Origin of the sequence: Desulfomicrobium escambiense DSM 10707 (genome assembly GCF_000428825.1) — a bacterium.
GTDB lineage: Bacteria > Desulfobacterota > Desulfovibrionia > Desulfovibrionales > Desulfomicrobiaceae > Desulfomicrobium > Desulfomicrobium escambiense.
Genome location: NZ_AUAR01000015.1, coordinates 55,198 through 69,980, shown reverse-complemented (window position 1 = coordinate 69,980; position 14,783 = coordinate 55,198). Strand labels below are relative to the sequence as shown.

The following is a 14,783-nucleotide window of genomic DNA, read 5'->3' as shown; positions in this document are numbered from 1 at the left end:
AATTTCCGCACCCGCCGATCACACCATGAGCCAGGAAAGCCTCACCGCCCGTTACCGCCCCCAGAGTTTCGCCCAAGTGGCCGGCCAGGACTCCGTCAAGCGCATCCTGTCCCGCGCCGCGGCCACGGGGCGGGTGGCTCCCGCCTACCTGTTCAGCGGCACGCGCGGGGTGGGCAAGACCACCCTGGCCCGCATCTTCGCCAAGGCCCTCAACTGCCAGAACGGCCCGGCCGAGGAGCCCTGCAACCAGTGCCCGGTCTGCCGCCAGATCACCCTCGGCGCGGCCGTGGACGTGGTCGAGATTGACGGCGCCTCCAACACCGGCGTGGACAACGTTCGCCGCCTCAAGGAGGACGTGGGCTACGCGCCCCTGGAGTGCCGCTACAAGGTCATCATCATCGACGAAGCGCACATGCTCTCCAAGGCGGCCTTCAACGCGCTCCTCAAGACCCTGGAGGAGCCGCCCGGGCACGTGACTTTCATCATGGCCACCACCGAGCCCGAGAAATTTCCCCAGACCATCGTCAGCCGCTGCCAGCATTTCGTCTTCAAGCGTCTGCCCCAGGCCGACCTGGTGCGCCACCTGGGCGGCGTGCTGGAGCGCGAGGCCATTGCGGCCGAGCCTTCGGCCGTGACCCTCATCGCCCGTCGCGGGGCGGGTTCGGTGCGCGACAGCATGTCGCTTCTGGGCCAGGTGCTGGCCCTGGGCTCGGAAAGCCTGACCCTGGCCGACGTGCGCGAGGTTCTGGGGCTGGCCGGCGGCGAGATCTTCGCGCGCCTCGTTGCGTGCGTGCACGGCCGCGACCTGCGGGGCCTCCACGCCCTGCTGACCGAGGTCCTGGACCAGGGCGCGGACCTGGGCTTCTTCCTGCGGGAATTGGCCGGGTGCTGGCGCAACCTCTTTCTGCTGAACCAGATGGGCGACGCCGCGCGCGGCCTCATGGACCTGCCGGCCGAGGAGATCGACGTCTGGGCGGAGTTCGCGCCGCGCTTCAGCCTGGGGCACCTGCACGCGGCCTGGCAGATGACCATGGACAGCCAGCGCAAGGTCCTGACCAGCATGGAGCCGGCCCTGGCCCTGGAGCTTCTGCTTCTGAACCTGGCCTGCCTGCCGGACCTGCTGGCCTTGGGCTCCGCCGCGCCCGGCCAGGGTGCGTCCGCCGGCCAGGCCGCGCCGCCGCGCGCCGCGCAGACTCCGTCCCCGTCCCCTGCGCCGCGTGCCGACGGGTTTTCGCGCGGTCCCACCGCTGCGCCGCAACGGCCTGCGCCCACGCCGCGCCCCGCCGCCCAGCAGCCCGCCCAGCCGCAGGTCCAGGCGCCGCCTCGCCAGGCCGCCGCGGCCCCGCGCGACGTGCGCGAGCCTGCGGCCCCGGCGACCATGGTCCGCGAGAACGGCGCGGCTTTCGGCGCCCGTCCCGAGGCCGGCCCGTCCATGCCCGCGCCCCCGGCCGGGCCGCGCACCTGGCCAGGTTTCGTGGCCTTCTGCGCCGCGCGGCCCGACGGGAGCCGCCCCCTGCCCGCCCTGGACAAGGCCCGCGGCGAGCTGAACGGGGCGAATCTCGTGCTGACGAGCCCCCACGCCTTCCTCTGCGACCGCCTGCGGGCCGGCCTGCCCGTGCTGACGGACCTGGCCCGGGCCTACTACGGCCCGGGCGTGAACGTGCGGGTGGAGACGCCCGTGGCCGAGGTGCGCAAGACCCGCGCCGAGCTCAAGGAGATGGCCCAGGCCGACCCCGTGGTGCGGCAGGCCCAGGAGAAATTTCAGGCCAGGATCGTCGAGGTCCGGCCCCCGATCAACGGAAAAGCACAGGAGAACGAGATATGAACGAACTGATCAGGCAGGCCCAGCTCATGCAGAAGAAGATGCTGAAGGCCCAGGAAGAGACCGGCAAGAAGGAGATCGAGACGAGCGTCGGCGGCGGCATGGTCACGGTCAAGGCCACCTGCGCGGGCGAACTTCTGTCCGTGAAGATCGACCCTGCGGTCCTCGAGGACGTGGAAATGCTGCAGGACCTCATCCTCTCGGCCGTCAACGAGGTCATCAAGAAGGGCAAGGACACGGTGCAGGCCGAGATGTCGCAGATCACCGGCGGCATGAAGATCCCGGGCCTGTTCTAGGAACCCCCTCGTGCAGCGACTTCCCGCACCCCTGCAAAAGATCGTGGACCAGTTCTCGGCCCTGCCCGGAGTGGGGCCCAAGAGCGCCCTGCGCATGGCCATGACGCTGCTCAAGTGGCCCGAGGAGTCCGTGCGCGCCTTCGGCCGGGACATCGAGAACCTGCGCAGCGCCCTGCACATCTGCTCGCGCTGCTGCTCCCTGGCCGACACGGACCCCTGCCACATCTGCGCCGACCCCAAGCGCAGCCGCGAACAGCTTTGCCTGGTCTCGGAATGGGACAGCCTCGTGGTCATGGAGGAGTCCGGGATATTCAAGGGGCGTTACCTCATCCTTGGCGGCCTGCTCTCGCCCCTGGACGGGGTCGACGCCCGCTCCCTGGAGATCTCGCGGCTGGAATCCATCCTGCGCGAAGGGGAGGTGCGGGAGGTCATACTGGCCCTTGGCTCGACCATGGAGGCCGAGGCCACGAGCACCTACCTGCACGGCCTGGTCACGCGCGGCTTCCCCCAGGTCTCCGTGACGCGCCTGGCCCAGGGCATCCCGCTGGGCTCCGAGATCAAGTACGTGGACCGCGAAACCCTCAAACAGTCCCTCAAGTACCGGCAGTCGCTCTAGGATCATGTACACCGTCCAGGGCGAAGTCGTCACCGTCGTTTACCACAACCCCGAGAACGGGTACGTCATCGCCCGGCTGGATTCCCCGGCCGGGCCGGGCCAGGTCACGGTGGTGGGCACCCTGGGCGACATCGCGCCGGGCGAGTCCCTGCGCCTGACGGGGGAGTGGGTCGAGCACCCCAAGTTCGGCCGGCAGTTCAAGGCCGAGGGCTGCGAGCACGTCATGCCCGCCACCCTGAGCGGCATCCGGCGCTTCCTGGCCTCGGGCGCGGTCAAGGGCATCGGCGAGAAGATGGCGGACCGGCTCGTGGCCCGCTTTGGCAGCCAGATCCTCGACATTCTCGATTCGGACCCCGAGCGGCTGCTGGAGATCGAGGGCATCGGACCGGCCAAGCTCAAGGGCATCGTCGTGTCCTGGCAGGAGAAGCGCGAGGTGCGCGGGCTCATGCTCTTCCTGCAGACCCACGGCGTGGCCACGACCTTCGCCCACCGCATCTTCCGGCAGTACGGCGCCGGCGCGGTGCAGCGCCTGCGCGCCAACCCCTACGACCTGGCCTACGACATCCACGGCATCGGCTTCCGCACGGCCGACGAGATGGCTTTGAAGCTCGGTTTCGCCGAGGACGCGCCCCAGCGTCTGGAGGCCGGCGTCGAGTACTGCCTGCGCCAGACCTCCGAAGGGGCCGGGCACGTCTTCCTGCCCCGGCCCGTCCTGGCGGAGGAGGCGGCCCGGCTGCTGGGCTGCCACGACCTGGAGCTCATCGAGGAGCAGATCGACGCCCTGGTCGAGCGCAAGCGTCTGGTCATCGAGCCCCTGCCCGAGAAGGGCGTGGCCGAGGCCGTGTACCTGACGTATTTCTACAAGACAGAGCGCGAGATCGCCTCCCGCCTGCGGGCCCTGCTGGACCACGCCATCCGCATGGACCCGAAGAAGATCTCCGCCGCCGTGGAGCGCGAGGAGCAGCGGCAGTCCCTGACCCTGTCCGACGAGCAGCGCCTGGCCGTGGAGTCGGCCTGCGGACACAAGGTGTCCATCATCACCGGCGGCCCCGGCACGGGCAAGACGACCATCACGCGGGTGGTGGTGCGGGCGCTCAAGGCCCTGGGCCTGCGCATCTCCCTGGCCGCGCCCACGGGCCGCGCGGCCAAGCGCCTGTCCGAGGCCACGGGCTTCACGGCCGTGACCCTGCACCGGCTGCTGCGCTACCAGCCGGCCTCGGGCTTCGAGTTCAACGAGGACAAGAAGCTCCCGGCCGACGTCATGGTCGTGGACGAGGTCTCCATGCTCGACTGCGGGCTGTGCCTGGCCCTGCTGCGGGCCCTGCCCCTGACCTGCCGGCTGGTCTTCGTCGGCGACGAGAACCAGCTGCCGTCGGTCGGCGCGGGCAACGTCCTGGGCGACATGCTCGAAAGCGGGACCATCCCGGCCGTGCGCCTGACGCACATCTACCGCCAGGCCCGCGAGAGCATGATCGTGGTCAACGCTCACCGCATCAACGAGGGCGAATTTCCGCAGGGCAGCCCCCACGCGCCGCCTAAGGCCGATTTTTTCTGGGTCGAGAAGGAGGACCTTTCCGAGCTGCAGGCACTTATCCTGCGCATGGTCTGCGAACGCATCCCCGAGGCCTACGGACTGGACCCCATGACCGAGGTGCAGGTGCTCACGCCCATGCACAAGGGAGAGGTCGGTACCGTCGTCCTGAACCGCCTCCTGCAGGAGCGCCTCAACCCCGACGGCCGGGAACTCGTGCGCGGGCAGCGGACGTACCGGGAAGGGGACCGCATCCTGCAGCTCAGGAACAACTACGACAAGGACGTCTTCAACGGCGACCTGGGCCGCATCACCGGCATCGACACCCAGGACGAGGTGCTGACGGCCGAGTTCGACGGCCGCGAGGTGGAGTACGGTTTCGACGAGCTGGACGAGATCGGCCTGGCCTACGCCATCAGCGTGCACAAGAGTCAGGGCAGCGAATACCCGGCCGTGGTGATGCCCGTGGTCACGCAGCACTACATGCTCCTGCAGAGAAACCTCATCTACACCGGCCTGACCCGGGCGCGGAAGCTGGCCGTGCTCATGGGTTCGCGCCGGGCCATGCACATGGGTCTGGGCAACGAGCGCGGCCGGCTGCGCCACACGTCCCTGGCCGTGCGCCTGGCCAAAGAGAGCCAAACATAGCTCAACAGGCCGGAAAGACGGGCGAAAGAGGGGCGAGAACTGACTTTTGCGCCCAATGGATGCGTTGACAGGCCCGCAAAGGCTCGTCTATGGACCCTCTTTTGCGGATTGCGGGTGTGGCGGAACGGTAAACGCACCAGCCTTAGGAGCTGGCGCCAAAAGCTTGTAGGTTCGAATCCTATCGCCCGCACCAGAGAAGACTATCCGGGCCCCCGAGGGTGCGCCCATCATCAAGGAGTGGAGTCATGGAATACAAAGTCGAAGAACTGTCCCCGGTCAAGCGCAAGGTGACCGTCGAGGTGGATGTCGAGGAAGTGCATGCCGCCCTGTCCGCCACCGTGGCCCTGTACCGCAAAGGCGCGGACATCAAGGGGTTCCGCAAGGGCAAGGTCCCGTCGTCCGTGATCGAGGCCAAGTTCCGCAAGCAGATTTACGGCGAGGCCACCACGGACCTCATCAACTACCACATCAACGAGATCCTGGGCGAAACCAAGCTTTCCCCCCTGTCGCGCATCGACGTGGACGCCAAGGAGATGGAGCGCGACGAGAAGTTCTCCTACAGCTTCTCCTTCGAGATCGCCCCGGCCTTCGACCTGCCCGAGTACAAGGGCCTCGAAGTCGAGGAGGAAGAGGTGGCCGTCGATCCCAAGCAGGTTGACGACGTCATCGAGCGCATCCGCCAGAACATGGCCAAGACCGTGATCATCAGGGAAGAGCGCCAGGTCGTCAGCGGCGACATCGCCGTCATCGACTTCCAGGCCATGCAGGACGGCGTGGACATGGAAGGCATCGCGGCCAACAAGTTCGAGCTGCCCCTGGGCGAGGGCAACTCCCTGCCCGAGTTCGAGGACATCGTCATCGGCATGACCCCGGGCGAGACCGTGGAGAAGGAACTGACCTTCCCGGCCGACTTCATCAACGACAAGCTGGCCGGCCAGACCGTGACCATGAAGGTCACCCTGCACGCCATCAAGGAACGCAAGCTGCCCGAGGTCGACGCCGACTTCGCCGAGCTGGCCGGCGGCTACTCCTCGGTCCAGGACCTGCGCGACGCCATCGAGAAGTCCTACCTCTCGACCCGCAAGCAGCTGGTCAAGGGCGACGCCCAGAAGAAGCTCCTGGACGGCATCAAGGCACAGGTCAGCTTCGAGCTGCCCCAGAGCATCGTCGAGGAGCAGATCGACAAGCAGATCGTGGAGCTGCAGGGCCGCCTGGAACGCCAGGGCAAGAGCCTCGACTCCCTGGGCAAGACGCCCGCCGAAATGCGCGCCGAAAACCGCCCCGCGGCCGAGGACGTGGTCAAGTCCTCCCTGGTGCTGCTGGCCATCGCCACGGCCGAGGGCCTGACGGTGGAGCCGCAGGAAGTGGACATGGTCCTGCAGAAGATGGCCGCCTCCACGGGCCAGGACTTCCACTCCATCAAGGACTACTACGAACAGCACAACCTGATGATCCCCCTCAAGGATCGGGTTCTGGCGGACAAGGCCATGGACCTCATCTACGAGAACGCCAAGGTCACGCCGGTCCCCCCGGCGGCCCAGGACGCTCAGGACGCATAAGCTCACGAAGGGCCGGGTCTTGTCCCGGCCCTTTCCTTACGGTGCGGCGTCCGGTCCCGGCAGGCCATGCGCGGGCAGACACCGGACGGCCGCGTCCTCTTCCGCCCAGCCCTTGACACCCTGCCCCGGATCGTTATTTTTCAAATCTTTGGTACCAGCATTCACCCGTTTGTTTCAGGAGCTTTCATGGTCAGCAATTCCGTATTCGTCATCGAGAACACCGGCCGCGGCGAGCGGATGTACGACATCTATTCGCGCCTGCTCAAGGACCGCATCGTGCTCCTGGGCACGCCCATCGACGATCACGTCGCCAACTCCATCTGCGCCCAGCTGCTTTTCCTGGAATCCGAGAGCCCGGAGAAGCAGATCAACATGTACATCAACTCCCCCGGCGGCTCCGTGACGGCCGGCATGGCCATCTACGACACCATGCAGTACATCTCCGCGCCCGTGGCCACCCTGTGCATCGGCCAGGCCGCGAGCATGGGCGCCGTGCTCCTGGCCGCCGGCGCCAAGGGCATGCGCTACTCCCTGCCGCACTCGCGCATCATGATCCACCAGCCCATGGGCGGGTTCCAGGGCCAGGCCACGGACATCGCCATCCAGGCCAAGGAGATCATCCGCCTGCGCGGCGAGCTGAACGGCATCCTGGCCAACCACACGGGGCAGTCCCTGGAGAAGGTGGAGCAGGACACGGAGCGAGACTATTTCATGAGCGGCGAGGAAGCCTGCACATACGGGCTCATCGATCAGGTCCTGGCTTCGCGCAAGGAACTGGAATAATAGGTTTGATCGAGTTTTTACGAGGTATCCCATGGCGGAAAGAAAGAAGAGGACGGGCAAGGATTTGAGCTGCTCCTTCTGCGGCAAGGGCCAGGACGAGGTGCAGCGCCTCATCGCCGGTCCCGAAGTGTACATCTGCAACGAGTGCATCGCCCTGTGCGACGACATTCTGAAAAACGACAACCGCAAGGAAGACCTGGACTCCTCGGACATCCCCTTGCCCCAGGAGATCAAGGCCGCCCTCGACGACTACGTGGTCGGGCAGGACGACGCCAAGAAGATCCTTTCGGTCGCGGTGTACAACCACTACAAGCGCATCAAGTACCATGCCCGGGTCAAGGACGACGTGGAGCTGGACAAGAGCAACATCCTCCTGATCGGACCCACGGGTTCGGGCAAGACGCTTCTGGCCCAGACCCTGGCGCGCATCCTCAAGGTGCCCTTCGCCATCGCCGACGCCACGACCCTGACCGAGGCCGGCTACGTGGGCGAGGACGTGGAGAACATCCTGGTCCAGCTCGTGCAGAACGCCGACTACGACCTGGAGGCCGCTGCCAAGGGTATCATCTACGTCGACGAGATCGACAAGATCTCCCGCAAGTCCGACAGCCCCTCCATCACCCGCGACGTGTCGGGCGAGGGCGTGCAGCAGGCCCTGCTGAAGATCATCGAGGGCACCGTGGCCAACATCCCCCCCAAGGGCGGCCGCAAGCACCCGCAGCAGGAGTTCATCCGCCTCGACACCTCCAACATCCTCTTCATCGTGGGCGGGGCCTTCATCGGCCTGGAGGACATCGTCAAGCAGCGCGTGCAGGGTTCGAGCATGGGCTTCGGGGCCAAGGTCCGCCGCAAGGAGGAGACCACGACCGGCAGTCTCCTGCGCCAGGTGCACCCCATGGACCTCATCCGATACGGTCTCATCCCGGAGTTCACGGGCCGCATCTCGGTCATCACATCCCTGACGGAGCTGAACGAGGACGACCTCATGCGCATCCTGCAGGAGCCCAAGAACGCCCTGGTCAAGCAGTACCAGAAGATGTTCGAGTTGGAGAACGTGGAGCTCAAGTTCACGACCAACGCCCTGAAGGCCCTGGCCGCCAGGGCCATCAAGCTCGAGACGGGCGCCCGCGGCCTTCGCTCCGTCATGGAATCCATCATGCTTGACATCATGTACACCATCCCGTCCATGAAGGACGTGACGGAGTGCGTCATCAACAGGGCCGTGGTGGAGGAGGGCAAGGAACCCCTCATCCTCTTCAAGCCCGAGGCCAAGAGCGCCTGACCCCGTTCGGGCGCAACCAGCGAGACCAGCCATGTCCGATGCCATCATTTTCGAGAAGAACCACCCCGGGAGCCTGACCCTGCCGGTCATGTCCCTGCGTGAAGTGGTCATGTTCCCCAAATCCATCGTGCCGCTTTTCGTGGGCCGCGATTCCTCCATCAAGGCTATCGAACGGGCCCTGGACACCTACGACAAGCGCATCTTCCTCGTGGCCCAGAAGGACCCGAGCCAGGAACGGCCCGACGTGGACGGCCTCTATGACGTCGGCACGGTCAGCAAGGTCCTGCAGATGCTGCGGCTACCCGACGGGACCATCAAGGTTCTCTTCGAGGGCCTGTACCGCGCCTCCTGGGACCAGGCCTACGGCCTGGTGGTCCAGGACGAGATCCAGATGGTGCGTGTCACGGCCCTGCCCGACGTCGACGGCAACCCCGTGGAGGGCGAGGCCCTGGTGCGCGCCGCCCACGAGTCCGTCGAGGAGTACGCCCAGGTCAACCGCAAGCTGGCCAAGGAGACGGTCCTGGCCATCACCAGCGTGAACCAGCCCGGCCGCCTGGCCGACAGCATCGCGCCGCACCTCAAGGCCACCTATGACCGCAAGCAGGGCGTGCTCGAACTGCGCGACCCGGTGCGCCGTCTGGAACGGGTCTACGAGCTGATTCAGGAGGAGGTCGAGGTCTTCTCCCTGGAGAAGAAGATCAAGGGCCGCGTCAAGAAGCAGATGGAGGAGAACCAGAAGGACTATTATCTGGGCGAGCAGCTGAAGGCCATCCACAAGGAGATGGGCCGGGATTTCGACCCCAAGGCCGACGTCGACGACCTGGAGAGCCAGCTCAAGACCAAGGACATGCCCGAGGACGCACGCGCCAAGGCCATGGCCGAGATGAAGAAGCTGCGCCAGACCCCGCCGTCCTCGGCCGAGTACGCGGTGCTGCGCAACTACGTGGACTGGATCCTGGCCCTGCCCTGGAACGTGCTCCGCGACGTGGACATCGATATCAAGCAGGCCCAGAAGACCCTCGACGACGATCACTATGGGCTGGAGAAGCCCAAGGAGCGCATCCTCGAATATCTGGCCGTGCAGGCCCTGGTGAAGAAGCTGCGCGGGCCCATCCTCTGCCTGGTCGGCCCTCCCGGCGTGGGCAAGACGTCGCTGGCCAAGTCCATCGCCCGGGCCACGGGGCGCGAGTTCGTGCGCCTGTCCCTGGGCGGCGTGCGCGACGAGGCCGAGATCCGCGGCCACCGCCGGACCTACGTCGGGGCCCTGCCGGGCAAGATCATCCAGTCCCTGAAGCGCGTGTCCTCCAACAACCCGGTCTTCTGCCTGGACGAAGTGGACAAGATGAGCATGGACTTCCGGGGCGACCCCTCGGCGGCCCTGCTGGAGGTCCTGGACCCGGAGCAGAACAGCGCCTTCAACGACCACTACCTGGACATGGACTACGACCTGTCGCAGGTGTTTTTCATCACCACGGCCAACTCCCTGCAGACCATCCCGCTGCCGCTGCAGGACCGCATGGAGATCATCAACATCCCCGGCTACCTGGAGACGGAGAAGGAGCGCATCGCCACGGACTTCCTTCTGCCCAAGCAGATGGAGCAGCACGGCCTTAAGCCTGAGAACCTGAGCCTGTCCAAGGGCGCCGTCCTCGAGATCATCCGCCGCTACACGCGCGAGGCCGGGGTGCGCAACATGGAGCGCGAACTGGCCTCCATCTGCCGCAAGGTGGCGCGCGCTTTGGTTGAGGACGGAGACATGGACAAGACCGTGACCGTGTCCAAGTCCATGATCGGCACCTACCTGGGCATTCCCAAGGTCCGTCACGACCAGCGCGAGGAAGAGGCCCAGGTCGGCGTGGCCACGGGCCTGGCCTGGACCCAGGTCGGGGGCGAGCTCCTTTTCGTCGAGGTGGCGCTGATGCCCGGCGGCGGCAAGATCGAGATCACGGGCAAGCTCGGCGACGTCATGCAGGAGTCGGCCAAGGCGGCCATCAGCTACATCCGTTCGCGGTCCGAGTTCTTCGGCCTGCGCCGGGATTTCTACAAGGAAGTGGACATCCACATCCACGTGCCCGAGGGCGCCACGCCCAAGGACGGGCCTTCGGCCGGCATCACCCTGGCCACCTGCCTGGCCTCGGCCCTGCTGGACATACCTGTCCGCAACGACGTGGCCATGACGGGCGAAATCACCCTGCGCGGCCGCGTCCTGCCCATCGGCGGGGTGCGCGAGAAGCTCCTGGCCGCCCACCGCGGGCTCATCACCCGCGTGCTGCTGCCCAAGGAGAACGAGCGGGACCTCAAGGAAGTGCCCAAGGCCGTGCTCAAGGACCTGGAGATCGTCCTCGTCGAGAACATGGACGACGTGCTGTGCGAGGCCCTGAAAGGCGCGACCAGGGAAAGCCTGTTCTGCTCCGCCTCCGACATCATCCCCCTGTCCAAGGCCCTGCACAAGGGACACGAGGTCGCCAGCCGGCAGTGATTCCGCCCTGATCGGACGCAAAAACAGCCAAAACCCCGTCACGTGACCGTGATGGGGTTTTTTTGCGCCTGCGCGATGCAGCCTTGCGCGACGCTGCTCGCCGGGCGCAAGTCTGTTCAGGGGCACTGTTCGCGCAAAAGGGCATGCGTCATTTCCGCGAAGGCGGGAATCCAGGCATTTTCCGTCCCGCGATTCGCGTTTCCCGAGCACCACAGTGCTCACTTCATGCGGTACACCCAGGCGGGCTTGCCGTGGACGTTGCGCAGCACGGCCTCTGGGCGCAGGGACGGGGCCTCGAATTCCAGGCTGACCAGCCACGCGCCGGGTCGCAGTTCCCGGCGCGCCTTGTCCGCCGCCGGGCCCATGCTTTCGGGCCGCTGGAACATGTAGACCAGGTCGTAGCCCGACCAGTCCTCCTTCCAGATGTCGCCACGCCGGACGCGGGCGTAGGGGCAACGCAGGCCGCAGGCCAGGCGCAGGGGCCAACTCCACTCCAGTCCCGTGAGCTGCGCGTCGGGAAAGACGCCGCGCAGTTCGGCCAGCCCGGCGCCCAGGCCGCAGCCCGCGTCGAGGATGCGGCCCCCGGCGGGCAGACGCGCGACTGTGTCGAGGCCCGCGAGGCTGCCGTGCGGGGTCGGGAAAAGTGGGGCGTCGCGCCACGTCTTCATGGGATAGAGCAGCGCGAGCAGACCAAGGGCCAGGAGCCAGCCCCAGGCCGGGAGACCCGCGCCCAGTCCCGACGCGGCCAGGGACAGGGGAAAGCCTGCGGCGATGAACAGCCGGCGCCACGAGGAGCGGGCAAAGGCGCCGGACGTGACGCCCACGACCGTGGCGCCGGCGGCGGACCATCCCATTGGCAGCTGCAGGTCGTGCAGGATCAGGAAGAGCGTCCAGCACGCGGACCAGGTCAGCAGCGCCGGCAGGGGCCAGGGCAGGGCGAAGGCCTGCCTGTGGGGCTTGCCGCCGGGGGCGGGATTGGTGGACGTGCGTGGGGCCATGTCGGTCTCGGGGTGCGGAGAATGTTCGCGGGGACTGTGCGGGAAAAGCGGGGAAAAGAAAAGGCTCTTCCGGGTTTGAGCGTCCATGAGCTTGTGAGCCGCGACAGGTCAACTCTGGCCGCGTTCAAGCAGGATGAATCAATGTGGAAGCCAGTCATTGCGAGGAGTCTTCGACGCGGCAATCCAGTTTTTCAAGATCTTTTCCGGTTGTATTCCAGCGCACGTCGAGGATGGATCTCGCGCGTTGCCCGACCAGGCCGCGCTGCGCTCGCGATGACGGTTCACTTGTGGTGACGCGCTCGGATTAACGTTCAACGACGTCAGTGGGCATCCGATGATAGCCTGGACGCTCAACCCGGATGATCCAAAGAAAAGCGGAGGGTTGCGGGCAACCGCGCTTTGCGGTTGTGATTTTCGGTCTTTTATGCTGATGTGCCGCGGCCATGAAATGTCACGACACACTGCCCCAGGACGACCTGGCCCGGGCCCGCGCCACGCGCAACCCCCTGCGCAAGCTCTACTACTGGACCCTGCATTGGGCGGCCACGCCCTATGCCCTGCCGGCGCTGATCATCCTGTCCTTCGCCGAGAGTTCTTTCTTCCCCGTGCCGCCGGACGTCCTGCTCATCGCCCTGTGCTTCTGCAACCCGCGCCGCTGGCTCAGTCTGGCCCTGTGGTGCACGGCCGCCTCCGTGGTGGGCGGCCTGCTGGGGTACTTCATCGGCTGGGGGCTGTGGGAAACCGTGGGCCTGCCCATCGTGCGCATGTACCATGGCGAGGCCGTGGTCGAGATGGTCAAGGCGTGGTACGAGAACTTCGGTTTCTTCGGCGTGCTCATCGCTGCCGTGACCCCCATCCCCTACAAGGTCTTCACCATCGCTTCGGGCATGATGCGTTTCGACCTGGCGCAGTTCGTCCTGGCCTCGGTCCTGGGTCGGGCCATGCGCTTCTTTCTCGTGGCGGGGCTTATCCGCATGTTCGGCGCGCGCATCAAGCCCTTCATGGAGCGCCATTTCGAACTGGCCGCCACGGCTCTCGCGGTTCTGGCCGTCCTCGGCTTCGCCGCCATCAAATATCTGAAATAGCGCCGTCCGCAACCGCGGACGGCCCCGTCAATCGTCTTCCAGAGGCCAGATCTTGGTCATGGCCCGCAGGCTCTTGCTTTCCACCCAGTCCGAGGTCGTCGCCGCGTAATCCGCGAAGTGCGGTGTGGCGCGGTGCACGTCGTGGAAGGTCCGGCTGTCGAGATAGGATTCGTAGAGCGTGAAGCGGGCAGGGTCCGCCGGATCCTGCAGGATGTCGAAGCCCAGGCACCCCTCCTCCAGGGTCAGTGAATTGTTCCCCTGGCGGATGACCGCCTCCCGGAACTGCTCGATGAAATCCCTTTTGACGGCGATATCGACGATGACGACGAACATGAGCGGCCTCCTGCAGCGTGCGCGGTGAAATTCTGCGGGCGCCGGACGGCGCCCATGGGCCGTGCTATCGGATGTGCACCGCGTCAGGCAAGGAGGAGCTTGGGCCGTCCAGCTTGTCCGGGAGTCGGGGTGGCAAAGTCGTGCGCCCTTCTTCTCTCGAATTTTCCGTGTAAATATAAGGCGTTCGTGCAGAATGCAGGGTGTCGCAATGTCGGCGGCAGCAGACGGACACGTGCGTCTCGCGTCGCCTTTGCGGCGATCTTTACCCAGCTACAGATAACTTTACGTCCAAGGCCCCCGAATGGGACCGTGAGTTGCTGCCGCTTTCAGGCAGGAAGGGACGGCCCGCCGTGGGCCTTCTTTTTCTGCCCATGAACTTCTGACAAGGGAGTCAGTCATGATCAGCGGTATAGACTCGCCTGGGTTCTCCCAGAGCATGGCGTCCATTTGGGGCGGCAGGTCCAGGCCCGACCCGTCCAGGATGGCGCCGGAACTTTTTTCTTCCACGGACGCCGACGGCAGCGGCGCCATCGACCAGGAGGAGCTGAAGGCGGCGCTTGCGGCCAAAGCCGGGAACGGACAGGGGCCCGACGCAGAGGAACTGTTCGCCGCCCTGGACGGCGACGGCGACGGCCTCGTGACCGAGGACGAGCACGAGGAAGGACTGGCCGCACTGCACAAGGATCTGGCCCAGGCCAGCATGATGACGAATCTCGGCATGAGCGCCTCGTCACTGGCCCAGGAACTTTTTGCGCAGACGGACGCCGACGGGGACGGGAACATCACCGAAGAGGAGCTGACGGCGGCCGTCGTCGCCAAAAACAAGGCCCAGGGCGGGGACGTAAACGCGGCGGAGCTGTTCGCCGCCATGGACGCCGACGGCGACGGGCTGGTGACCGAGGCCGAGCATGCGGCCGGGCTCGAGTCCCTGCGCCGCAACAATGCCGACATGCCCATGGGCGGCGGAAACATGCCGTCATCGGGCGGCGGTCAGGAAATCTTCGACGCGGCCGACACCAACCAGGACGGCGTGGTGGATGCGACGGAACTGGCCGCGGCGGTGGCTGAGCGGAACGAGGCCACCGGCGCGGATGTCGATGCAGAAGAGGTTCTGCAGTCCCTCGACACCGACGGGGACGGCCTCGTCTCGGCGGCCGAGTTCGCCGGGCGCGGCGCGGCCGGCCGGGGCAGGACGTCTTCCGGGGCGGGCGCCTCGCAGGCATTGGCTGCTTCGAGATTCGAAATGTACAGGATGATGGGGGAGGACGGCATGTCCGCCCTGTCGGGAAACGGGTTTTCCGTCAGGGCGTAAGGGGACCCCAGGCGCGGCCGCCGCGCGGGCCTCCGGGCG

12 protein-coding genes and 1 tRNA gene are annotated in these 14,783 nt (G+C 66.3%); 11 read left to right on the top strand and 2 right to left on the bottom strand.

Features of this window, described 5'->3' with window-relative positions; genetic code table 11:
* Window positions 1-25 precede the first annotated feature (25 nt).
* The 9 genes from dnaX to lon all read left to right on the top strand — a co-directional run bounded on the left by dnaX (window position 26) and on the right by lon (window position 11,016).
* Window positions 26-1,825, top strand: a complete 1,800-nt coding sequence (gene dnaX / locus G394_RS0112620; RefSeq protein WP_028577956.1) for a DNA polymerase III subunit gamma/tau — start codon at window positions 26-28, stop codon at window positions 1,823-1,825.
* Complete coding sequence (locus G394_RS0112615) at window positions 1,822-2,118, top strand: YbaB/EbfC family nucleoid-associated protein (RefSeq protein ID WP_028577955.1); 297 nt, start codon at window positions 1,822-1,824, stop codon at window positions 2,116-2,118. The genes dnaX and G394_RS0112615 overlap by 4 nt, the downstream gene beginning before the upstream one ends.
* Window positions 2,119-2,128: 10 nt before the next feature.
* The gene (gene recR, locus G394_RS0112610; protein ID WP_028577954.1) at window positions 2,129-2,734 is read left to right on the top strand and encodes a recombination mediator RecR; all 606 of its coding nucleotides are present in this window, start codon (window positions 2,129-2,131) and stop codon (window positions 2,732-2,734) included.
* Between the two features lie 4 nt (window positions 2,735-2,738).
* Window positions 2,739-4,913, top strand: coding sequence for an SF1B family DNA helicase RecD2 (gene recD2, locus G394_RS0112605; protein ID WP_028577953.1), 2,175 nt, complete (start codon window positions 2,739-2,741; stop codon window positions 4,911-4,913).
* A gap of 110 nt (window positions 4,914-5,023) precedes the next feature.
* Window positions 5,024-5,106, top strand: a tRNA-Leu gene (locus G394_RS0112600).
* A gap of 52 nt (window positions 5,107-5,158) precedes the next feature.
* Window positions 5,159-6,472, top strand: a complete 1,314-nt coding sequence (tig, locus tag G394_RS0112595) for a trigger factor (RefSeq protein ID WP_028577952.1) — start codon at window positions 5,159-5,161, stop codon at window positions 6,470-6,472.
* Between the two features lie 186 nt (window positions 6,473-6,658).
* Window positions 6,659-7,255, top strand: a complete 597-nt coding sequence (clpP, locus tag G394_RS0112590) for an ATP-dependent Clp endopeptidase proteolytic subunit ClpP (RefSeq protein WP_028577951.1) — start codon at window positions 6,659-6,661, stop codon at window positions 7,253-7,255.
* Window positions 7,256-7,286: 31 nt separating this feature from the next.
* Entirely contained in the window at window positions 7,287-8,537 is a 1,251-nt protein-coding gene (clpX, locus tag G394_RS0112585) for an ATP-dependent Clp protease ATP-binding subunit ClpX (RefSeq protein WP_028577950.1), read from the top strand.
* Window positions 8,538-8,568: 31 nt separating this feature from the next.
* Entirely contained in the window at window positions 8,569-11,016 is a 2,448-nt protein-coding gene (gene lon / locus G394_RS0112580; RefSeq protein WP_051307172.1) for an endopeptidase La, read from the top strand.
* 218 nt (window positions 11,017-11,234) lie between these two features.
* Here lon and G394_RS0112575 read toward each other — a convergent pair whose 3' ends face one another.
* The gene (locus tag G394_RS0112575) at window positions 11,235-12,014 is read right to left on the bottom strand and encodes a class I SAM-dependent methyltransferase (RefSeq protein ID WP_211226274.1); all 780 of its coding nucleotides are present in this window, start codon (window positions 12,012-12,014) and stop codon (window positions 11,235-11,237) included.
* A gap of 443 nt (window positions 12,015-12,457) precedes the next feature.
* Here G394_RS0112575 and G394_RS0112570 point away from each other — a divergent pair, with 443 nt between their 5' ends.
* The gene (locus G394_RS0112570) at window positions 12,458-13,099 is read left to right on the top strand and encodes a YqaA family protein (RefSeq protein WP_084435616.1); all 642 of its coding nucleotides are present in this window, start codon (window positions 12,458-12,460) and stop codon (window positions 13,097-13,099) included.
* 27 nt (window positions 13,100-13,126) lie between these two features.
* Here G394_RS0112570 and G394_RS0112565 read toward each other — a convergent pair whose 3' ends face one another.
* A complete protein-coding gene (locus G394_RS0112565) occupies window positions 13,127-13,432 on the bottom strand; it encodes a putative quinol monooxygenase (RefSeq protein ID WP_028577946.1) in 306 nt (101 codons plus the stop codon).
* Between the two features lie 397 nt (window positions 13,433-13,829).
* Between G394_RS0112565 and G394_RS0112560 the strand changes: the two genes are divergently transcribed.
* Complete coding sequence (locus G394_RS0112560) at window positions 13,830-14,744, top strand: EF-hand domain-containing protein (RefSeq protein ID WP_028577945.1); 915 nt, start codon at window positions 13,830-13,832, stop codon at window positions 14,742-14,744.
* The last annotated feature ends 39 nt before the right edge of the window (window positions 14,745-14,783 follow it).

What these genes read in the sequence shown, in the direction of transcription:
- G394_RS0112575 (WP_211226274.1), bottom strand. Translation starts at nt 12,014, where the DNA reads ATGGCCCCACGCACGTCCACCAATCCCGCCCCCGGCGGCAAGCCCCAC.
- G394_RS0112570 (WP_084435616.1), top strand. Translation starts at nt 12,458, where the DNA reads ATGAAATGTCACGACACACTGCCCCAGGACGACCTGGCCCGGGCCCGC.
- lon (WP_051307172.1), top strand. Translation starts at nt 8,569, where the DNA reads ATGTCCGATGCCATCATTTTCGAGAAGAACCACCCCGGGAGCCTGACC.
- tig (WP_028577952.1), top strand. Translation starts at nt 5,159, where the DNA reads ATGGAATACAAAGTCGAAGAACTGTCCCCGGTCAAGCGCAAGGTGACC.
- recD2 (WP_028577953.1), top strand. Translation starts at nt 2,739, where the DNA reads ATGTACACCGTCCAGGGCGAAGTCGTCACCGTCGTTTACCACAACCCC.
- clpX (WP_028577950.1), top strand. Translation starts at nt 7,287, where the DNA reads ATGGCGGAAAGAAAGAAGAGGACGGGCAAGGATTTGAGCTGCTCCTTC.
- G394_RS0112565 (WP_028577946.1), bottom strand. Translation starts at nt 13,432, where the DNA reads ATGTTCGTCGTCATCGTCGATATCGCCGTCAAAAGGGATTTCATCGAG.
- clpP (WP_028577951.1), top strand. Translation starts at nt 6,659, where the DNA reads ATGGTCAGCAATTCCGTATTCGTCATCGAGAACACCGGCCGCGGCGAG.
- dnaX (WP_028577956.1), top strand. Translation starts at nt 26, where the DNA reads ATGAGCCAGGAAAGCCTCACCGCCCGTTACCGCCCCCAGAGTTTCGCC.
- G394_RS0112560 (WP_028577945.1), top strand. Translation starts at nt 13,830, where the DNA reads ATGATCAGCGGTATAGACTCGCCTGGGTTCTCCCAGAGCATGGCGTCC.
- G394_RS0112615 (WP_028577955.1), top strand. Translation starts at nt 1,822, where the DNA reads ATGAACGAACTGATCAGGCAGGCCCAGCTCATGCAGAAGAAGATGCTG.